Annotated in this window: 11 protein-coding genes and 2 pseudogenes; 8 read left to right on the top strand and 5 right to left on the bottom strand. The window is 67.8% G+C overall.

Going from position 1 to position 17,799, the window contains the following annotated elements:
* Positions 1 to 169 precede the first annotated feature (169 nt).
* Positions 170 to 784 (bottom strand): LysE family translocator, encoded by a 615-nt coding sequence (locus BTE28158_RS24480; protein WP_151050714.1) that lies wholly within the window; start codon positions 782 to 784, stop codon positions 170 to 172.
* A gap of 226 nt (positions 785 to 1,010) precedes the next feature.
* Between BTE28158_RS24480 and BTE28158_RS24475 the strand changes: the two genes are divergently transcribed.
* On the top strand, positions 1,011 to 2,162 hold the full coding sequence (locus tag BTE28158_RS24475; RefSeq protein WP_124620732.1) for a porin: 1,152 nt from the start codon (positions 1,011 to 1,013) through the stop codon (positions 2,160 to 2,162).
* A gap of 66 nt (positions 2,163 to 2,228) precedes the next feature.
* Here the strand turns inward: BTE28158_RS24475 and BTE28158_RS24470 are convergent, their stop codons facing one another.
* Positions 2,229 to 3,248, bottom strand: a complete 1,020-nt coding sequence (locus BTE28158_RS24470; protein ID WP_151050712.1) for a zinc-dependent alcohol dehydrogenase family protein — start codon at positions 3,246 to 3,248, stop codon at positions 2,229 to 2,231.
* Between the two features lie 127 nt (positions 3,249 to 3,375).
* Between BTE28158_RS24470 and BTE28158_RS24465 the strand changes: the two genes are divergently transcribed.
* Positions 3,376 to 4,329 (top strand): LysR family transcriptional regulator, encoded by a 954-nt coding sequence (locus tag BTE28158_RS24465; RefSeq protein ID WP_059601159.1) that lies wholly within the window; start codon positions 3,376 to 3,378, stop codon positions 4,327 to 4,329.
* A 96-nt stretch (positions 4,330 to 4,425) separates the two neighbouring features.
* A pseudogene (locus BTE28158_RS32590) lies at positions 4,426 to 4,587 on the top strand (antibiotic biosynthesis monooxygenase); the annotation flags it as partial.
* A gap of 22 nt (positions 4,588 to 4,609) precedes the next feature.
* Here BTE28158_RS32590 and BTE28158_RS24460 read toward each other — a convergent pair.
* Together BTE28158_RS24460 and BTE28158_RS24455 are read right to left on the bottom strand one after the other, a co-directional pair.
* Positions 4,610 to 5,476 carry a hypothetical protein gene (locus BTE28158_RS24460; RefSeq protein WP_059601162.1) on the bottom strand — a complete coding sequence of 289 codons (867 nt, stop codon included), beginning with the start codon at positions 5,474 to 5,476 and terminating at the stop codon, positions 4,610 to 4,612.
* A gap of 141 nt (positions 5,477 to 5,617) precedes the next feature.
* Positions 5,618 to 6,550: a LysR family transcriptional regulator gene (locus tag BTE28158_RS24455; protein WP_059601165.1), complete on the bottom strand. Its 933-nt coding sequence runs from the start codon at positions 6,548 to 6,550 to the stop codon at positions 5,618 to 5,620.
* Between the two features lie 203 nt (positions 6,551 to 6,753).
* Between BTE28158_RS24455 and BTE28158_RS24450 the strand changes: the two genes are divergently transcribed.
* The 4 genes from BTE28158_RS24450 to pdeR all read left to right on the top strand — a co-directional run bounded on the left by BTE28158_RS24450 (position 6,754) and on the right by pdeR (position 15,464).
* A complete protein-coding gene (locus tag BTE28158_RS24450; protein WP_151050710.1) occupies positions 6,754 to 7,527 on the top strand; it encodes a putative hydro-lyase in 774 nt (257 codons plus the stop codon).
* Positions 7,528 to 7,722: 195 nt separating this feature from the next.
* Positions 7,723 to 9,021, top strand: a complete 1,299-nt coding sequence (locus BTE28158_RS24445; RefSeq protein ID WP_059601170.1) for an MFS transporter — start codon at positions 7,723 to 7,725, stop codon at positions 9,019 to 9,021.
* A 121-nt stretch (positions 9,022 to 9,142) separates the two neighbouring features.
* Complete coding sequence (locus BTE28158_RS24440) at positions 9,143 to 12,781, top strand: hydantoinase B/oxoprolinase family protein (protein WP_151050708.1); 3,639 nt, start codon at positions 9,143 to 9,145, stop codon at positions 12,779 to 12,781.
* A 679-nt stretch (positions 12,782 to 13,460) separates the two neighbouring features.
* The gene (gene pdeR / locus BTE28158_RS24435; RefSeq protein WP_124620746.1) at positions 13,461 to 15,464 is read left to right on the top strand and encodes a cyclic di-GMP phosphodiesterase; all 2,004 of its coding nucleotides are present in this window, start codon (positions 13,461 to 13,463) and stop codon (positions 15,462 to 15,464) included.
* Between the two features lie 51 nt (positions 15,465 to 15,515).
* On the opposite strand, the gene BTE28158_RS24430 is transcribed toward pdeR, so the two are convergent.
* Positions 15,516 to 16,379 carry a crotonase/enoyl-CoA hydratase family protein gene (locus BTE28158_RS24430; protein ID WP_124620748.1) on the bottom strand — a complete coding sequence of 288 codons (864 nt, stop codon included), beginning with the start codon at positions 16,377 to 16,379 and terminating at the stop codon, positions 15,516 to 15,518.
* A gap of 714 nt (positions 16,380 to 17,093) precedes the next feature.
* Here BTE28158_RS24430 and BTE28158_RS24425 point away from each other — a divergent pair.
* Positions 17,094 to 17,759 (top strand): annotated as a pseudogene (locus tag BTE28158_RS24425) (amino acid transporter); the annotation flags it as partial.
* Between the last annotated feature and the right edge of the window lie 40 nt (positions 17,760 to 17,799).

The raw sequence follows: 17,799 nt of genomic DNA, 5'->3' as shown, positions 1-17,799 counted from the left end.
GCGTCGACGATGCGCCACGCCCGTCGGCCATCGATCCATCGTTCCATCGAAGCGCGCCGTTCGACCCGGCGCGCGATTTCATTTCGGATGCCGTTTCAACGTGTGGCGCATCGCGCGCAGGGTGTCGCAAGTGGCCCTTTTCCGTGGCGATGCGGGGCCGCAATGGCGCTCAGCGCCCGGCCAGCATCCGCCCGCCGAGCCCCATCAGCAGCAGCCCGGCCGTCGTATCGAGCACGGCCTTGCGCCGGATCAGCAGCCGGCGCACCGACGGGTGCGACGCGAGTAGCGCCATCGTGCAGTACCACGCGCCTGAAATTCCGATCGACAGCGCGACGACCGCGAGATCGAACCACGCCGGCGCATGGGCCGGCACCATCAACGCGAAGATACTGCCGTAGAACGCGACGGATTTCGGGTTCGTCATGCTGACCACGTAACCCTTCTTCGCGGCATGCCAACCGGAGGACGCGGCCGGCGCGGAAACGGCGAGCGGCTGGCGCGCGGTCAGCACCATTTTCAGGCCGAGCCAGATCAGGTACGTGGCACCCGCCAGCCGCAGCGCGCTGTGCACCCAGGCGACGTGGGTGACGAGCAGGCCGAAGCCGGCAATCGCGATCGCGGCCCAGGTGCCCGATGCGGCCGCGAGGCCGAGCCCGGTCATCACGCCGGCGCGGCGCTGCGCGACCGCGGTCGACGTGACGATCACGAAGTTCGGGCCAGGGCTGGCCACGCTCAGGAACAGGACGCCGGCGAGCGGCAGCAGGAGGGCGATGGTGGTCGACATGGCTTGGGCGGCGAAGCGACGGAAGGAGCGTTCATCTTACCCGAGCGCGACGCTCCGGCCGTCGCACGGCTGTTACCGCGATTGTTGACGGCGTTGGAAAGGTCCAATCCAGAAAGAGCAATAGGTGCCGCGAATATGACCGATTATTCTCCCGAGCGCTATACCGGCAGGCGGACACGAATGCTGTCGGACTGCTTACAAAATCAATCGCTCAGGGAGGCCTTTCATGAAACGCATCGTCGTATCCGGTGGTGTCGGCGCGGTATTCGTCTTGACCGCGGCATCGTCCGCATTTGCGCAGAGTTCCGTCACGTTGTATGGCCTCGTCGATACGGCGATCCGTTATCAGACGAATGCCGGCCCCGACGGGAAGGACCTGATCGGAATGACGGTCGGTCCCGAAACGCACAGCCGCTGGGGCTTGCGCGGCAGCGAGGATCTCGGCGGCGGCCTGTCGGCGATCTTTCGTCTGGAGAACGGTTTCGAGCTCGGCGACGGCAAGCTGCACGTCGCGAACACGCTGTTCAGCCGGCAGGCATACGTCGGCCTGTCGAGCGACCGGTACGGCTCGCTGACCTTCGGCAACCAGTACGCCCCGCTGTACGACACGATGGGCGACGTGTTCGATCCGATGACCGTCGGCGACTACTGGCAGGACAGCTGGGCGTACAACGGCATCGGCAATTACCTGACGGTGCCGAACTCGGTGAAGTACAAGTTCTCGTACAGCGGCTTCAGCGTCGATGCGATCTACGGGTTCGGCAATCATGCCGGCGCGATGGGCCTCGACAGCACGTACGGCGTCGAGCTGACCTACGCGCAAGGGCCCGCGTCGATCAACGCCGGCTACCAGCAGACCTCGGTGTCGTCCGTGAACGGCAGTTCGGTCAATGGCGCGAAGGTGAGCTTCGTGCACGTGAGCGGCGCGTATCAGGTCACGCCGTCCGTGCGCCTGCTGGCCGGCTGGCTGCACGGTCAGGACAAGACGGGCACGACGGACTTCAACATGCAGCAGGCCGGGGCGCCCACGCTCGGCGGCGGCAGCCCGAATCGCATCGACGATACGTTCTACGTCGGCGCGAACTGGCAGGCCACCGCACCGCTGCTGATCACGGTGGCCGGCTATTACGGCCATGCGCGCAATGCGGAGCGGCTCGACGGCACGCTCGGCTCCGGGATCAACTACTCGGCGACCGTGCTGGCCGAATATGCGCTGTCGAAGCACACCGAGGTGTACGGCACGGTCGATTTCGCACGCGGCAACGGCGCGTTCGCGGCCGACTATCCGGGTGCCACCAACCGGCTCACCGGCAAGGTCGACCAGATCGGCAGAACCAACAACGTCGGGGCCGCGATCGGCCTGCGCCAGATGTTCTGACGACGGCGCGCGCGGCTGGCGCGAAGCGTGCGGCGAGGAGAAGGCGGCGTGCGCCGCCTTCATCCGTCACGACACGACGCGAATCACGACCTTGCCGAAATGCTGTCCCGACTGCAGGCAGGCATAGGCCTGCGGCGCTTCGTCGAAACCGAACACGCGATCGACCACCGGCTTGATCCGTTTCGCGTCGACGAGCCGCACGACGTCGTCGAGCATCGCGCGGCTGCCGACCATGAAGCCGTGCAGCTTCCTGAAGCCGCCGATCAGCGAAAGCAGCCCGAGTTCCGGGCCGCCGAAGCTGCTGAGGCCGCCGATGACCGATACGATGCCGCCCATTTTCGTCGCGGCGACCGAGCGCGCGAGCGTATCGCGTCCGCCGACTTCGATGACGAGATCCGCGCCCGCACCGTCGGTGAGCCGCAGCACTTCATGCTGCCATTCGGGTGTCGCGCGGTAGTTGATCGTTGCGTCCGCACCGAGTGCGCGGGCGCGTTCGAGCTTTGCATCGCTCGACGAGGTCACGATCGTGCGCAGTCCGGCCGCATGCGCAAGCTGCAGCGCGATGATCGATACACCGCCCGTGCCGAGCAGCACGACCGTCGCACCCGGTCCCAGCCCGCCGTCGACGAACAGCGCATTCCACGCGGTGATGCCCGCGCACGACAGCGTTGCCGCCTCGTCGTAGTCGAGATGCGCGGGAATCGCGACGAGCGCGGTTTCGTCGGAGACGAAGCGTTCCGCGAGCACGCCGTCGAAATGCGAGCCGGGTGACCCCGAGACCTTCCGCGGCGTGGGCGGCCCGTCGATCCAGCGTGGGAAATACGTGTTGATCACGCGATCGCCCGGCTTGAACCGCGTGACGTCACGACCGGTTTCGACGACTTCGCCGGCGCCGTCGGCGACGGGTATCAGCGCTTCGGTGCCGATGCCGAGATAGTCGCCGCGCGCGAACATCAGGTCTCGATAGTTCAGTGCGGCCGAGTGGATCTTCACGACGACGTCGGTCGGCCCGACCGGGCGAAGCGTCGCGTCGACGCGGCGGAGCCCGGCAATGCCGTCCCCCGGTTTGATTTGCCATGCATGCATGTCGACTCCTTTTTCGAGATGGACCGGACTATCATAGTGTTGCACAGCGGGACGCATTGGCGAGAATTCGGCCAACGATTGTCGCCATAGCGGACACAAACTTGTCATCTCACTGGAGCGGAATTGCATGGACGAGCGGCTGAGAGGCATCGCCGAATTTGTCGACGTCGTGGAGTCGGGCAGCTTCGCGGCGGCGGCGCTGCGCCTCGGCATGACGCGCTCGGCTGTTGCGAAGATCGTCGCGCGGCTCGAACAGCGGCTCGGCGCGCGGCTCTTGCAGCGCACGACGCGCCAGATCGGCTTGACCGACGAAGGGCTCGTCTATTACGAACAGTGTCGGCGGTTGCTGGCCGAACTCGGCGAGACGGAAGCCGCGCTCGACGCGGGCCGGCGCGAGCCGACGGGGCGCGTGCGGGTCAGCGTGCCCGTGCTGTTCGGCCGGCAATGCGTGGCGCCCGTCGTGCGCCGCCTCATCGAGCGCCATCCGCGGCTTGAAATCGACGTGTCGTTCAGTGATCGCGTCGCCGATCTCGTCAACGACGGCTTCGACATCGCGGTGCGTATCGGCCCGCTGGCCGACACGAGCGCGCTGGTCGGCCGCAAGCTTGGGGTGCAGCGCATGGGCATCTGCGCGTCGCCGACCTATCTCGATCGTCATGGCCGGCCGTCGGGGCTCGACGAACTCGCACTGCACGACGGCATCGCCTATTCGCGCGGCGGGCAGCCGACGCCGTGGCGCATCATCGGCGCGGACGGCGCGGTGCACGACCATCGCCCGGCAGGCCGCCTGCGATTCGACGACCTGCAGGCGATCGCAGACGCGGCGGCATCCGGCGCGGGCCTCGCGTGGCTGCCGTGCTGGCTGATGGCGCCCTACGTGCGCGACGGCCGTCTCGCGCTCGTGATGGACAGCGACAGCGTGTCGGGCGCCGAAGTGTTCGCGGTGCGGCCGGCGTCGCGCAACGTGCCGATGAAGGTGCGCGTCGTCATCGATGCGCTCGTTGACGAGATTCCGCGCATGCTGGCGTCGGACGACGCGGACGGCGAGCGCGTGCCGCAGCGCATCGTCCACGCTTCGTAGCCACGACGCACGCGCGCGCGTTTGCGCACAGGTTCGGCCGCGACCTGCCGACCGAAGCCGAATGGGCATGCGCGGGCAAGGCCGGTCGCGACGACGCATCGCTCGACACCCGGCTACCTCGGCGAGGAGGCATGGGAGAACACCGAGGCGGGGCCGATCCGGAACGTTTGCTACCGGGAATCGGAAGCCGCGCTGCAACGGTTGATTCGGCATCCCGCGCATCTGGAAGCGAAGGCGAAGCAGGCACACTTCCCGGACGTTCGCGTGAACGACGCACCGTTCAGTTTTCGCGTTGCTGGGCGACGTCGCGCGGCGCGTCCGTCTGCGTCGCGCGCTCCCAGATCGGGAACATCGCGTTCTGTACCGACGTCTGCGCGTCGATCACCTTGCGATGATCGATGCCGGGCAGGTCGAGCAGCCGGTCGACCGCCGCCTTCGCGCCTTCCGCGTCCTGCGGGAACGCGCAGGCAAGCTGCTTGCGCGTGTCGAACAGCATCCACCACACGTCCGACACGAACGGCCCCTGGTCGTTGGTCTCGATCGCCACCGCGCCGAGTGCGGACAGCGCGATTCCGCGTATCGCGCCTTGCGGGTCGATTGCGCTGATCTGCGTGTCGGTCGCGGTGACGGTCCATCCGCCCGGCTTGCCGATCGAGCGGATCGGCACCGTGCCGGCATTCGACGCATCGGCGGCGCCGTTTTCGGCCGCGGCGGAAACCTCGCCCGCCGCGACAGCGCCTCTCATCTTGCGCTCACCGACCCACGGCAATGCCGCCGCGCCGACCATCGCCGCGATCCACAGGTAGTACCCGAATCCGAAATCGCTGATCGTTTCGACCCGTGCGTCGGTCGGCAGCGTGTGCCACGCGAGCGCGAGCACCACGACGATGCCGAGCAGCCCCGACACCGTCCGGTTCGGCTTGACCAGCGCGGCGACGAGCAGCGGATTGCCGAGCCAGGCGAACTGCAGGTCGAGCATCCCGAGCCAGCCGAGCGCGAGCACCGTGTAGCCGTGCCACCAGCTCACCGCACCGGCCCCATTGGGCGGCTCGGCGAACGCGGGCAGCAGCAGCGACGCGACATACACGGCGATGACGACGATGCGCGCGCGTTTCAGGGAAGGAGGGAAAGCGGTGCGGGTCTGCATGTCTGCCTTCTTGTTTCTTGTCGTGCAGGGGCGTGCGAAACGATGAATGCCTGACGGCCATGCCGGCATTCACAACGCGAAGCGGGTGTCACAAGTGTCGAGTGCGATTGTGTGCGATTCGCGCGGCGATGTCGAACCACCTCAAAGCGCCTCGACCAGCAACCGGTTGCTCTTTTCGCAATACTCCTGACAGGCAGCCCGCGCCGCGATCGACGCCCCGTGCACGAACTTCGGCGCGTCCGCCCGCCGCGACATCGACACGACGATCGACGGCGGCGACGGCTGCAGCGGTAGCTCGACGACCTCGCCGCTGGCGATCAACGCATCGACGAACAGCACCGGAATTGCCGCCACGCCGTAGCCGTCGCGCACGAGCTGCACGATCACCGAGATCGACGGCGAGCCGGTGATGCGCGTCTCCGACAGCGGCACGCCATGCGCGTGCGCCAGCGTGCGCACGATGTCCTCGAGCGCGCGGTGGGGCGCGGTGCCGCGACCGTAGGTCAGGATCGGCTGGCGCAGCACCTGCCGTGCGAGGCCCGTGCGCGTGGTGGGCAGCAGCCCCGCGCGCGCGATCCAGCGCACCGGATAGTTCGCGAGCGCGTCGCAGACGACCGATGCCTCGTCGCTGCCCTCCACACGAATGATCAGGTCGAGTTCGCCGGCCATCAGCCGGCGCTGCAGCACGACGCTGACGTCGACGGTCAGGTCGATCTCCAGCTGCGGGTAGTCGGCGGCGAGGCGGCGCAGGTAATGCGGCAGCCAGCTGTGCACGACCGTCTCGATCACGCCGAGCCGCAGCTTGCCGCGCAGCGCGCTTTCGCCGGCAGCGGCGGCCTGCAGCTCGTGCGTGGCCTCGACGACGGCCTTCGCATAGCCGAGCAGATATTCGCCGTTCGGCGTGAGCCGGAACTCGCGGCTGTCGCGATCGACGAGCACGGTCTGCAATTCGTCCTCGAGCGCCTTCAGGCGCTGCGAGATCGCGGCCGGTGTCGCGTGCAGCGCGGCGGCCGTCGTGCGGAAGTTGCGCAGCTTCGCGAGCGTGACGAAGGTTTCGAGGAAACGCGTGTTCATGGCGATCGGGCGGACGGTGGATGCGCAGCTTGCCGGTGAAGAAAAGTGAACGGGACCGGGGAAAACCCCGAGATCCGTTAAGAAATTCTATACACGCGGTGCAAAAAAACTCGTTGGCGACGAAATTTTTTCTTTTCTATTCTTCGCCGTATCCGCTGACGCAACCGTCATCCCGACGACATATCGATCTGCCAACGACCATCATGACGCCTACCGAATTCCGCCAGTCCGTACGCAACGGTGCATTCCGCAGCCCGACGGCCGGCCAGTGCGGCCCGTTCGCGCAAGCGAACCTCGCGATCCTGCCGGACGCGTACGCGCACGATTTCCTGCGCTTCTGCCAGGCGAACCCGAAGGCGTGCCCGCTGCTGGGCGTGGGCGAACCGGGCGCGTTCCGGCTCGACGTGCTCGGCGAGGATCTCGACATCCGCACCGACGTGCCGAGCTACAACGTATACCGCGACGGCCGCCTGACCGAGCGGGTCGAATCGCTCGAAGCGCTGTGGCGCGACGATTTCGTCGTGTTCGCGATCGGTTGCTCGTTCTCGTTCGAGGACATGCTGGCACGTGAAGGGATCGGGTTGCGCCACATCGAGGAGGGGCGCAACGTGCCGATGTACCGCACGTCGATTCCGAATCGCCGCGCGGGGATCTTCGGCGGCCAGCTGGTCGTATCGATGCGCCCGCTGCGCGGCGCTGACGCGGTCCGCGCGGTGCAGATCACGAGCCGGTTCCCGGGCGTGCACGGCGCGCCGGTCCATATCGGCCATCCGCGTGAGCTCGGCATCGCCGATCTCGGCGCCCCCGATTTCGGCGACGCGGTGACGGTGCGCGACGACGAACTGCCGGTATTCTGGGCGTGCGGCGTGACGCCGCAAACCGCGCTGATGGAGGCGAAGCTGCCGCTCGCGATCGCGCATACGCCCGGCTACATGCTGATGACGGACATCACGAACGCGTCGCTGGCCGTGTTCTGATCCGGCTGGCGCCGGCGGCCCGCACGGTTGCTGGTCTGGCCCCGACACGGCGGCGCGTCGCGACCGCAGACGATCCGCCCGACCGGAGGGCGGCGCGCAGCCGCAGCCCGGCGATCGCTAGCACGACGTACGACGCACCACGCACCACGCACGACACGCACGGTTTCGACCGCACATTTCGACAGGAGCTTCACCATGGAAAGCAAGACCCTCGCGGCGCCCGCCGCCGACCCCGCGGGCCCCGCGCGCAACGGCCTGTTCGGATGGTATGCGGACGCGCAGCCGCGCGAGCGACGCGCGTTCTGGAGCTGCAAGGTTGGCTACATGCTCGACGGGATGGACACGCAGATGCTGTCGTTCGTGATCCCGACGCTCGTCGCGACCTGGGGCATCTCGCTGGCGGACGCCGGCTTCATCGGCACGGTGACGCTGCTCGCGTCGGCGGCGGGCGGCTGGATGGCGGGCATCCTGTCCGACCGGATCGGCCGCGTGCGCACGCTGCAGCTGACGGTGCTGTGGTTCGCGGTGTTCACCGCGCTGTGCGGGCTCGCGCAGAACTACCACCAGCTGCTCGCGGCGCGCGCGCTGATGGGCTTCGGCTTCGGCGGCGAATGGACGGCCGGCGCGGTGCTGATCGGCGAAGTGATCCGCGCGCGCGATCGCGGCAAGGCGGTCGGCCTCGTGCAGTCGGGCTGGGCGATCGGCTGGGGGCTGTCCGCGCTGCTGTATGCGCTGCTGTTCTCGGTGCTGCCGGCCGAGCAGGCCTGGCGCGCGCTATTCCTCGTCGGCCTCGCGCCTGCGCTGCTGGTGGTCGTGATCCGTCGCTACGTGAAGGAGCCCGACGTCTACGAGAAGGAGAAAGCCACGCAGGCGAAGGTGGCGGACGCGCCGCGCCTCACCGAGATATTCGCGCCGAAGCTGCTGTCGACGACGCTGCGCGCGGCGCTGCTGACGACCGGCGCGCAAGGCGGCTACTACGCGATCACGACCTGGCTGCCGACGTTCCTGAAGACCGAGCGGCACCTGACTGTGATGGGCACCGGCGGCTATCTCGCGATGATCATCCTCGGCTCGTGGGTCGGCTACCTGACGAGCGCATACCTGACCGACCGCCTCGGCCGCAAGCCGAACTTCATCCTGTTCGCGGTCGGCTCGATGGTGATCGCGTTCTCGTACACGTCGCTGAACCTGACCAACGCGTCGATGCTGTGGCTCGGCTTCCCGCTCGGTTTCTTCGCATCGGGCATCTTCTCCGGGATGGGGGCGTTCCTCACCGAACTGTTCCCGACTCGCGTGCGCGGCTCCGGGCAAGGCTTCTGCTACAACGTCGGCCGCGCGATCGGCGCACTGTTCCCGTTCCTGATCGGCGCGCTGTCCAAACAATACGGGCTCGGCATGAGCATCGGCATCTTCGCGGTCGCCGCGTACGGCGTGGTGATCGTCGCCGCGCTGACGCTGCCTGAGACGCGCGGCCGCGAACTCGACGCTGCCTGAACGCGCACCCGCCCGCCACCGTTTTACCACTCCCTGTTCATCGAAGCCCTCACGCGGCGCGCGACGCGCGCCGTGCGGCGGCGCTCGTCTTTCGAATCAACGACGCATCGAGTTCATCGCCATGACTGATCGACACATCTTCCCCGTTTCCTCCGACGCCGCGCGCTGGCAATTCTGGATCGACCGCGGCGGCACCTTCACCGACATCGTCGCGCGTCGGCCCGACGGCTCGCTCGTCACGCACAAGCTGCTGTCGGAGAACCCCGAGCAGTATCGCGATGCGGCCGTGGCCGGCATCCGCCACCTGCTCGGCCTCGCCGACGGCGAGCCGATTACGCCCGAACGCGTCGACATGGTGAAGATGGGCACGACGGTGGCGACCAATGCGCTGCTCGAACGCAAGGGCGAACGCATTGCGCTCGCGACGACGCGCGGCTTTCGCGACGTGCTGCGCATCGCGTACCAGAACCGCCCGCGCCTGTTCGACCTCGACATCGTGCTGCCCGATGCGCTGTACGAGACCGTCGTCGAAATCGACGAGCGGATCGGCGCGCACGGCGACGTCGTCGTGCCGCTCGACGTGCAAGGTGCGCAAGCAGCGTTGCGCCGCGTGTTCGACTCGGGCGTGCAGGCACTGGCCATCGTGCTCATCCACGGCTATCGCTACACGGCGCACGAACGCGCGCTGGCCGACCTCGCGCGCCGGATCGGCTTCACGCAAGTGTCGGTGTCGCACGAGGTGTCGCCGCTGATGAAGATGGTGTCGCGCGGCGACACGACCGTGGTCGACGCGTACCTGTCGCCCATCCTGCGCCGCTACGTCGAGCAGGTCGCGCACGAGATGCCCGGCGTGAACCTGCAGTTCATGCAGAGCAGCGGCGGCCTGACGCGCGCCGATGCGTTCCAGGGCAAGGACGCGATCCTGTCCGGCCCGGCCGGCGGCATCGTCGGAATGGTGCGCGCCGCGCGCGCGGCCGGCTTCGACCGCGTGATCGGCTTCGACATGGGCGGCACGTCGACCGACGTGTCGCACTACAACGGCGAATTCGAGCGCGTGTTCGAGACGCAGGTGGCCGGCGTGCGGATGCGCGCGCCGATGATGAGCATCCACACGGTCGCGGCCGGCGGCGGCTCGGTGCTCGGTTTCGACGGCGCGCGCCTGCGCGTCGGGCCCGAATCGGCCGGCGCGAACCCGGGGCCGGCCGCGTACCGGCGCGGCGGCCCGCTGACGGTGACCGACTGCAACGTGATGCTCGGCAAGATCCAGCCCGATCACTTCCCGCGCGTATTCGGCCCGCATGCGGACGAGCCGCTCGACCGCGACGTCGTGGTCGCGAAATTCGCCGCGCTCGCCGACGAGATCCACGCGGCGACCGGGCGGCGCGACACGCCCGAGGCGCTGGCCGAAGGGTTCCTGGAAATCGCGATCGGCAGCATGGCGAACGCGATCAAGAAGATCTCGGTGCAGCGCGGCCACGACGTGTCGCGCTACGTGCTGATGACGTTCGGCGGCGCGGGCGGCCAGCACGCGTGCGGCGTGGCCGACGCGCTCGGGATGACGCAGGTGTTCGCACATCCGCTCGCGGGCGTGCTGTCCGCCTACGGGATGGGGCTTGCCGACCAGACCGCGATGCGCGAGCGCGCGGTGGAGGCCGTGCTGTCCGATGAATCGTTGCCGGCGCTGAATGCCGCGCTCGACCGGCTGACCGACGAAGCCGTCGGCGCGCTGCTCGAACAGGGCGTGCCGCCGGAGCGCATCGCGACCGAGCGTCGCGTGCACCTGCGCTATCAGGGCACCGATTCCGCGCTCGACGTGCCGGCCGGCAGCGTCGCGGCGATGCAGCGGGCGTTCGAAGCCGCTTACCGGCAGCGTTACGCGTTCCTGATGCCCGGCACGCCGCTGGTCGCCGAACTGGCATCGGTCGAGGCGATCGGCCGCTCCGATGCGCCGGTCGAGATCGCACCGCTCGTGCCGCGCGACGAGGGCGCGGCGCCGCACGCGCACGGCGCCGTGCGTTTCTATTCCGGCGGCCAATGGCATGACGCGGCGCTGTACGTGCGCGACACGCTGCTCGCCGGCGACGCGATCGATGGCCCCGCGATCGTCGCGGAGAAGAACGGCACGACCGTCGTCGAACCCGGCTGGCGCGCGCGGATGACCGCGCAGGGCAATCTCGTGCTGACGCGCACGACGCCGCTGCCGACGCGCCGCTCGCTCGGCACCGACGCCGACCCGGTGCGGCTCGAGATCTTCAACAACCTGTTCATGTCGATCGCCGAGCAGATGGGGCTGCGGCTGCAGAACACCGCGTATTCGGTGAACATCAAGGAGCGGCTCGACTTCTCGTGCGCGATCTTCGACGGCGACGGCAACCTGATCGCGAACGCGCCGCACATGCCCGTGCACCTGGGCTCGATGGGCGAGAGCATCCGCACGGTGATCGAGCGCAACCGCGGCCGCATGCGCGACGGCGACGTGTTCATGCTGAACGACCCGTATCACGGCGGCACGCATCTGCCGGACGTGACCGTCATCACGCCGGTGTTCGCGGACGGCTCGGACACACCGCTGTTCTACGTCGGCTCGCGCGGCCACCACGCGGACATCGGCGGCACCACGCCGGGCTCGATGCCGCCCGATTCGACGCACATCGACGAAGAGGGTGTTCTGATCGACAACTGGCAGCTCGTGTCGGCGGGCGCGCTGCGCGATGCCGACACACGCGCGCTGCTCGCGTCGGGCCGCTATCCGGCGCGCAACGTCGAGCAGAACATGGCCGACCTGCGCGCGCAGATCGCGGCGAACCAGAAGGGCGTCGACGAACTGCGGCGGATGGTCGAGCAGTTCGGCCGCGACGTCGTGCTCGCGTTCATGCGACACGTGCAGGACAACGCGGAGGAGGCGGTGCGGCGCGTGATCGGTGCGCTGCAGGACGGCGCGTACCGCTATCCGCTCGACAACGGCGCGGAAATCCATGTCGCGATCCGCGTCGATCGCACGGCGCGCCGTGCGGAGATCGACTTCACCGGCACGTCCGCGCAGCTCGACAACAACTTCAACGCGCCGAAGGCCGTCTGCATGGCCGCGGTGCTGTACGTGTTCCGTACGCTGGTCGGCGACGACATCCCGCTGAACGCCGGCTGCCTGAAGCCGCTGACGGTGATCGTGCCGGCGCGATCGATGCTGAACCCCGAGTATCCGGCGGCGGTCGTGTCGGGCAACGTCGAGACGTCGTCGGCGATCACCAATGCGCTGTACGGCGCGCTCGGCTGCGTCGCATCGAGCCAGGGAACGATGAACAACTTCACGTTCGGCAACGATCGCTACCAGTACTACGAGACCATCGCCGGCGGCAGCGGCGCGGGCGACGGTTTCGCGGGCGTCGGCGCGGTGCAGACGCACATGACGAACTCGCGGCTGACCGACCCGGAGGTGCTCGAATGGCGCTTCCCGGTGCGGCTCGACTCGCATCGGCTGCGCGCGGGCTCCGGCGGCGGCGGACGCTGGCGCGGCGGCGACGGCGCGGTGCGGCGGATCCGCTTCCTCGAGCCGATGACCGCGTCGATCCTGTCGAACAACCGGATCCACGCACCGTTCGGCGCGGCGGGGGGCGAGGCCGGCGCGCTCGGCCGCAACACGATCGAGCGGGCGGACGGCACGGTCGAGACGCTCGAGCACGTCGGCCGCGCGCAGATGGCGCCGGGTGACGTGTTCGTCGTCGAAACGCCGGGCGGCGGCGGTTACGGCGTGGCGGGCTGAGCGGCGCGGCGAGGCAATGCAACGCGCGGAAGCGGTGCGGCGGCGCGCCCGCCGGACGGTTTTTGCGCGTCGCGGCCGGGTAATCGCACCGGTTCCATCACATGCCGCCGCCGTGCCTGCGCGAGGCGGCGATATAGTCGCTCGCACTGATCGGCCCGCTATTGCACGAGTCATGGGAATAATGACGCGCATTCCCGCATGAGCGGAAATGGAAATTCCCCATTCCGCGTGCCGCCCAACGCGATCCGACCCCGCCAGAAGGCAATTGGGGGCAGATCGTTGACGGGCGATGGCGATTCCCCGAAAACGCCCGCCTGGCAAGGCGCGCCGAGGGATCCGCCGGCCCCGCTCAGGGCCGCTGCGAGCACCCGCGCGCCGGTCGCCGATCACGAAAAATCCCGCGTGCCAATCGAGTGCCGATTCCTTGACACCCCGTGTCAAATGTGAGTGCCAATCCTTGTCGTCATTTGATAAGATGGCTTCCATCATTCGCTTGGAAACCTGCGCGCGACATGCGCGAACGCCGGTTCGCATTGGTTGGAAACAAGTACGGAACGAGGGCCGCTGGCACAGTCATCACGACTGCCCCGCCGGGTACCCGCGCAGCGCGCCCGGGGATCGGTGGCGGCCGGCTCGCCTCCGTCTACACTGTGCGTTTTTTCTGGATCGGGGCGTGTCCATGGATGACGAAAACGATAGCGCCGTGCTCGAAGCGCATCTCGGTACGCGTAGCCCATGCTGGCGTCTCGGCAGCGACAGCAATGCGCTCGAACTGGCCGCCGTTCGCGGCATGACCAATGTCGCGGTGGCACTGACCGGCGAGCAGGCTGCGCGGATCCGCGTGCTGACCGGCGTCACGTCGCACCTCGTGCTCGAACTCGCGCTGTTCGGCGATCCGGTCAGCCTCCATCTGGTCGGCCGGAAGGTCGATACCGCCAATTGGGCCGGCACGGCCTCCGCCTATTCCGATACCGCGTCCGTCGCGAGCGACCTCGCGCACGGGCTCGCGTTCGCCGAGCAGGTCGTGTCCGAAGTGAATTCGCTCGTCGTGATCCTCGACCGCAACGGCATGGTGCAGCGCTTCAACCGCCTGTGCGAGGAAGTGACGGGCAAGCGCGAGGTCGACGTGATCGGCCGCAGCGCGTTCGAGCTGTTCATGAGTCCCGAGCAGGGGGCGCAGTCACGCAGCAACATCACCGGCTTTTTCGAGAGCAACCGCTCGTTCGCGGTCGAGCGCTACATCAACACGGTCAACGGCCCGCGCCTGTTCCAGTTCCGCAACAAGTTCGTGCAGAGCGGCAGCGGTGTCGACGAGCAATATCTGATCTGCTCGGGCATCGATGTCACCGAGGAGCGCAAAGCGCAGCAGCGGCTCACCGAACTCGCGAATACCGACGTGCTGACCGGCTTGCCGAACCGTCATGCAATCAGCGAGCGCATTCGTGTCGCGCTGGCCGCGGACCGCACCGACGTGCGCGGCCAGGTCGGCATCCTGTTCCTCGATCTCGACAACTTCAAGCGCGTCAACGACCACTACGGGCACATCACCGGCGACCGCCTGCTGCAGGACGTGTCCGCGGTCATCGGCGGCTGCCTGCCGTCCGGCGCGACGCTCGCGCGGCTCGGCGGCGACGAATTCCTGGTGCTGTTCGAGCACGGCACGCGGCCGCTGCTCGAGGCGACCGCGCAGATCATCCTCGAGCGGCTGCGTACGCCGATCCACCTCGGGCTGGTGGAGGTCTACACGAGCTGCTCGATCGGCATCGCGATGTATCCGCAGCATGGCGATTCGCTCGAAACGCTGATCCGCAGCGCCGACACCGCGATGTACGTCGCGAAGGAAGAGGGCAAGCATACGTACCGCGTGTTCTCGCTGGAGATGAACCAGAAGGTCGCTAAGTACATGTGGCTCGACACGAACCTGCGCAAGGCGCTCGAGGAAGAGCAGTTCGTGCTGCACTACCAGCCGGTCGTCGACATCGCGACCGGCGACGTGCACAGCGTCGAGGCGCTGATCCGCTGGCAGTCGCCGGATCGCGGGCTCGTCGCGCCGATCGAGTTCATCCGTTTCGCGGAGGAGTCGGGGCTGATCGGGCCGCTCGGCCGCTGGGTGATGCGCACCGCGGCCGCGCAGGCCGCCGCGTGGAAGGCGAAGGGGCTCGGCGTGCGGATCGCGGTGAACGTGTCGGCGCGGCAGTTGCAGGACATGAACATCGTCGACCAGTTCGCGTCGATCCTCGACGGCGCGGGGCTGAAGCCGAGCCTCGTCGACATCGAGCTCACCGAAAGCAGCTTCATCGAGGACGAGGAATCGGCGCACGAGCTGATGAAGCAGTTCCGCCAGCTCGGCGCGGAGATTCACCTCGACGATTTCGGCACCGGCTATTCGTCGCTGTCGCAGTTGTCGCGGCTGCCGCTCGATTCGATCAAGCTCGATCGCACCTTCATCACGGGCATCGACCGCAACCCGCGCTCGCAGGCGCTGGTGCGCTCGGTCGTGTCGCTCGCGAAGGCGCTCAGTTTCTCGGTGGTCGCCGAAGGTGTCGAGACGCACGCGGAAGCCGAATTCCTGAAACAGATCAACGTCGATCACGCGCAGGGGTTCTACTTCGCGCGGCCGATGCCGGCCCAGGCGTTCGAGGCCTGGCTCGCGGAAACGAGAAAGCTCAGGCTGATCGCCTGAGCTCCACCGCATGACGGGCGCCGCCGCTTTCGCGGCGGCGCTTCGCTCACATCACACCGTGCGCAGCTTCGACACGCGCCGGTTCTGCAGCATCACCAGACGTTCCATGTACGCGAGATCCTTCGGCTCGATCGTGAACGCCGCGTGAACCCATTGCTCGGTGATGTCCATCAGCTCTGAACGCGTGAGATTGAACACGCGCTCGCGTGCACGCAGCATCGCGCGGATGCCGTTCAGCTTCGGTTTCATCACGTCGATGAAGGTGCGCGTTGCGAGATACGCGTCGCCCGCGTCGAACGTCTGGTCGATCAGCCCGCGATCCTCGTACCACTCGGCCGCATGCGCCTCGCCGGACGAGATCAGCGATTCCGCGACCCCTCGGTCCGCCTTCCGTGCGACCAGCGAATAACCGCCCATGCCCGGGAACAGGTTGAACGCGATCTCGGGAAAGCCGAGTTTCACGCCCTTCTGCGCGAGCATGTAGTGGTGCGCGAGGGCGGCCTCGAAGCCGCCGCCCAGCGCGCTGCCCTCGACCATCGCGATCGAGATCGCACCGGTGCCGAAGCCCGTGTAGATCTCGTACACGCCGTCGATGCACGAGCGCGCGTAGGCCATCAGCTGGTCGCGGCGGCCGCTGCGGATCGCGTCGACGAAGAAGCTCAGGTCGCCGCCGACGTTGAACAGCTCGGGGACGAGCGAGCCCGTCACCCAGAAGTCGAACGGCAGGCCCGAGTCGCGTGCGACGCGCGCGAGATGGATGATGTCGGTGACGAGTTGCTGGTTGAAACACGGCCGCGGCTCCGATCGCAGCATCATCCACATGACGTTGCGGCCTTCTTCGTAGAACGCGGTCAGTTGCGTGAGTTCGCCGGCTTCGTAAAACGGACGGCACGCCGGATGGGATTGGAGTTGCATGGTATGTCCTCGTGAGATGTGGTTTTCAAGAACCGCCGCGGCCGGCGTCGTGGAAACATGGCCCCCGGGCGGCGCCGGCCGCGAGGCACCGCCATTGTTGCGCGCGCACAAATGTCGAATTGCGCGGAGCAACGCATGAACGGGACGCGAGTGGGCAGCGCGTTCGGCGCGAACCGTGCGAGCCATGCGAATGACGCAATCGATGTGATCGTTCGGCGGGAAAATGACGACGAGGAAGGCCGGGATTGGGCGCGGCGTCCGGGGCGCGCGGCGGTGAGGGTCGTCGGTGTGACGATGCGGTGAGCGTTCGCGCGACCGGGCCGTCGGCCGGTGCGGTTACGCGGCCGAGGGGCGGCGCGACATGTCGGTCGCTTACGCGTTGAAAGCGGCGCCGCGCCGTCGGTCGCGTCTCATGGAATGTGCGGACTGGTGCGGCGGCCGGGCGTCGGCTAGCGTTAGAGGATGACGCCGCCGCGCCCGGCGTTCCGGGAGGGGACCATGACCGCATTCCAGAAGATGTGGCAGCTGCTCGTCGGAAAGCCGCCGGACCCGCTCGATCCGCGCACGCGCCACGCGATCGCCGTGACGCCGTTGCTGGCCTGGGTCGGGCTCGGCGCCGACGGGTTGTCGTCGTCGTGCTACGGCCCGGAGGAGGCGTTCCTCGCGCTCGCGCACCACACGCCGCTCGCGCTGTTTCTCGCGTGTGCCACCGCGGCGACCGTGCTCGTCATCACGCTGGTCGAGAAGTTCACGGCCGGCGGCTGGCTCACGGTGCTCGTGACGAGCGCGGTGATCGCGCTGTGCTTCATGATCAACCGCCACTACGCGTACACGCGCGCGCAGCTCGCGAAGGAGGACGCGCTGTTCTCGGGGGCGCCGCCGGAAGTCGACGAAGCGACCGCGCCCGGCAAGCCCGACCCATCGCAACCGACGGCCGTGCTGCTGGTCGGCAAGCATCGCGGCGCGAGCATGCATGCGCTGCTTTGGGTCAACCGGCTGTTTCCCGGGCACTTCCGCAACGTGATCTTCCTCGCGGTCGGCGAGGTCGATGCGAAGGCGTACGACGGGCACGAACATCTCGAGCGGCTGCGTCACTCGATCACCGAAGCGCTCGAATACTACGTCGCGCACTGTCGCCGCCACGGCATCGCCGCCGACTACCGGATAGCGTTCGGTACGAATCCCGTCGTGGAATTCATGAACCTCGCATCGTCGACGCTCGATGACTATCCGAACGCCGTGTGCTTCGCGAGCAAGCTGATCTTCCGGCGCGTGAATTTCCTGACCGCGTGGTTGCACAACCAGACACCGGTCGAGTTGCAGGCGCGCCTGCATGTCGAGGGCAAGCAGATGGTGCTGCTGCCGATGAACGTCGGGTAGCGGTGGCGCGGCAAGCGCGTGAGCGACTGCCGGTGGCAGC

This window comes from Burkholderia diffusa (assembly GCF_902499115.1).
Taxonomy (GTDB): domain Bacteria; phylum Pseudomonadota; class Gammaproteobacteria; order Burkholderiales; family Burkholderiaceae; genus Burkholderia; species Burkholderia diffusa.
Note: the sequence above shows the minus strand (reverse complement) of the source record. Positions and strands in the feature narration are given on the sequence as shown.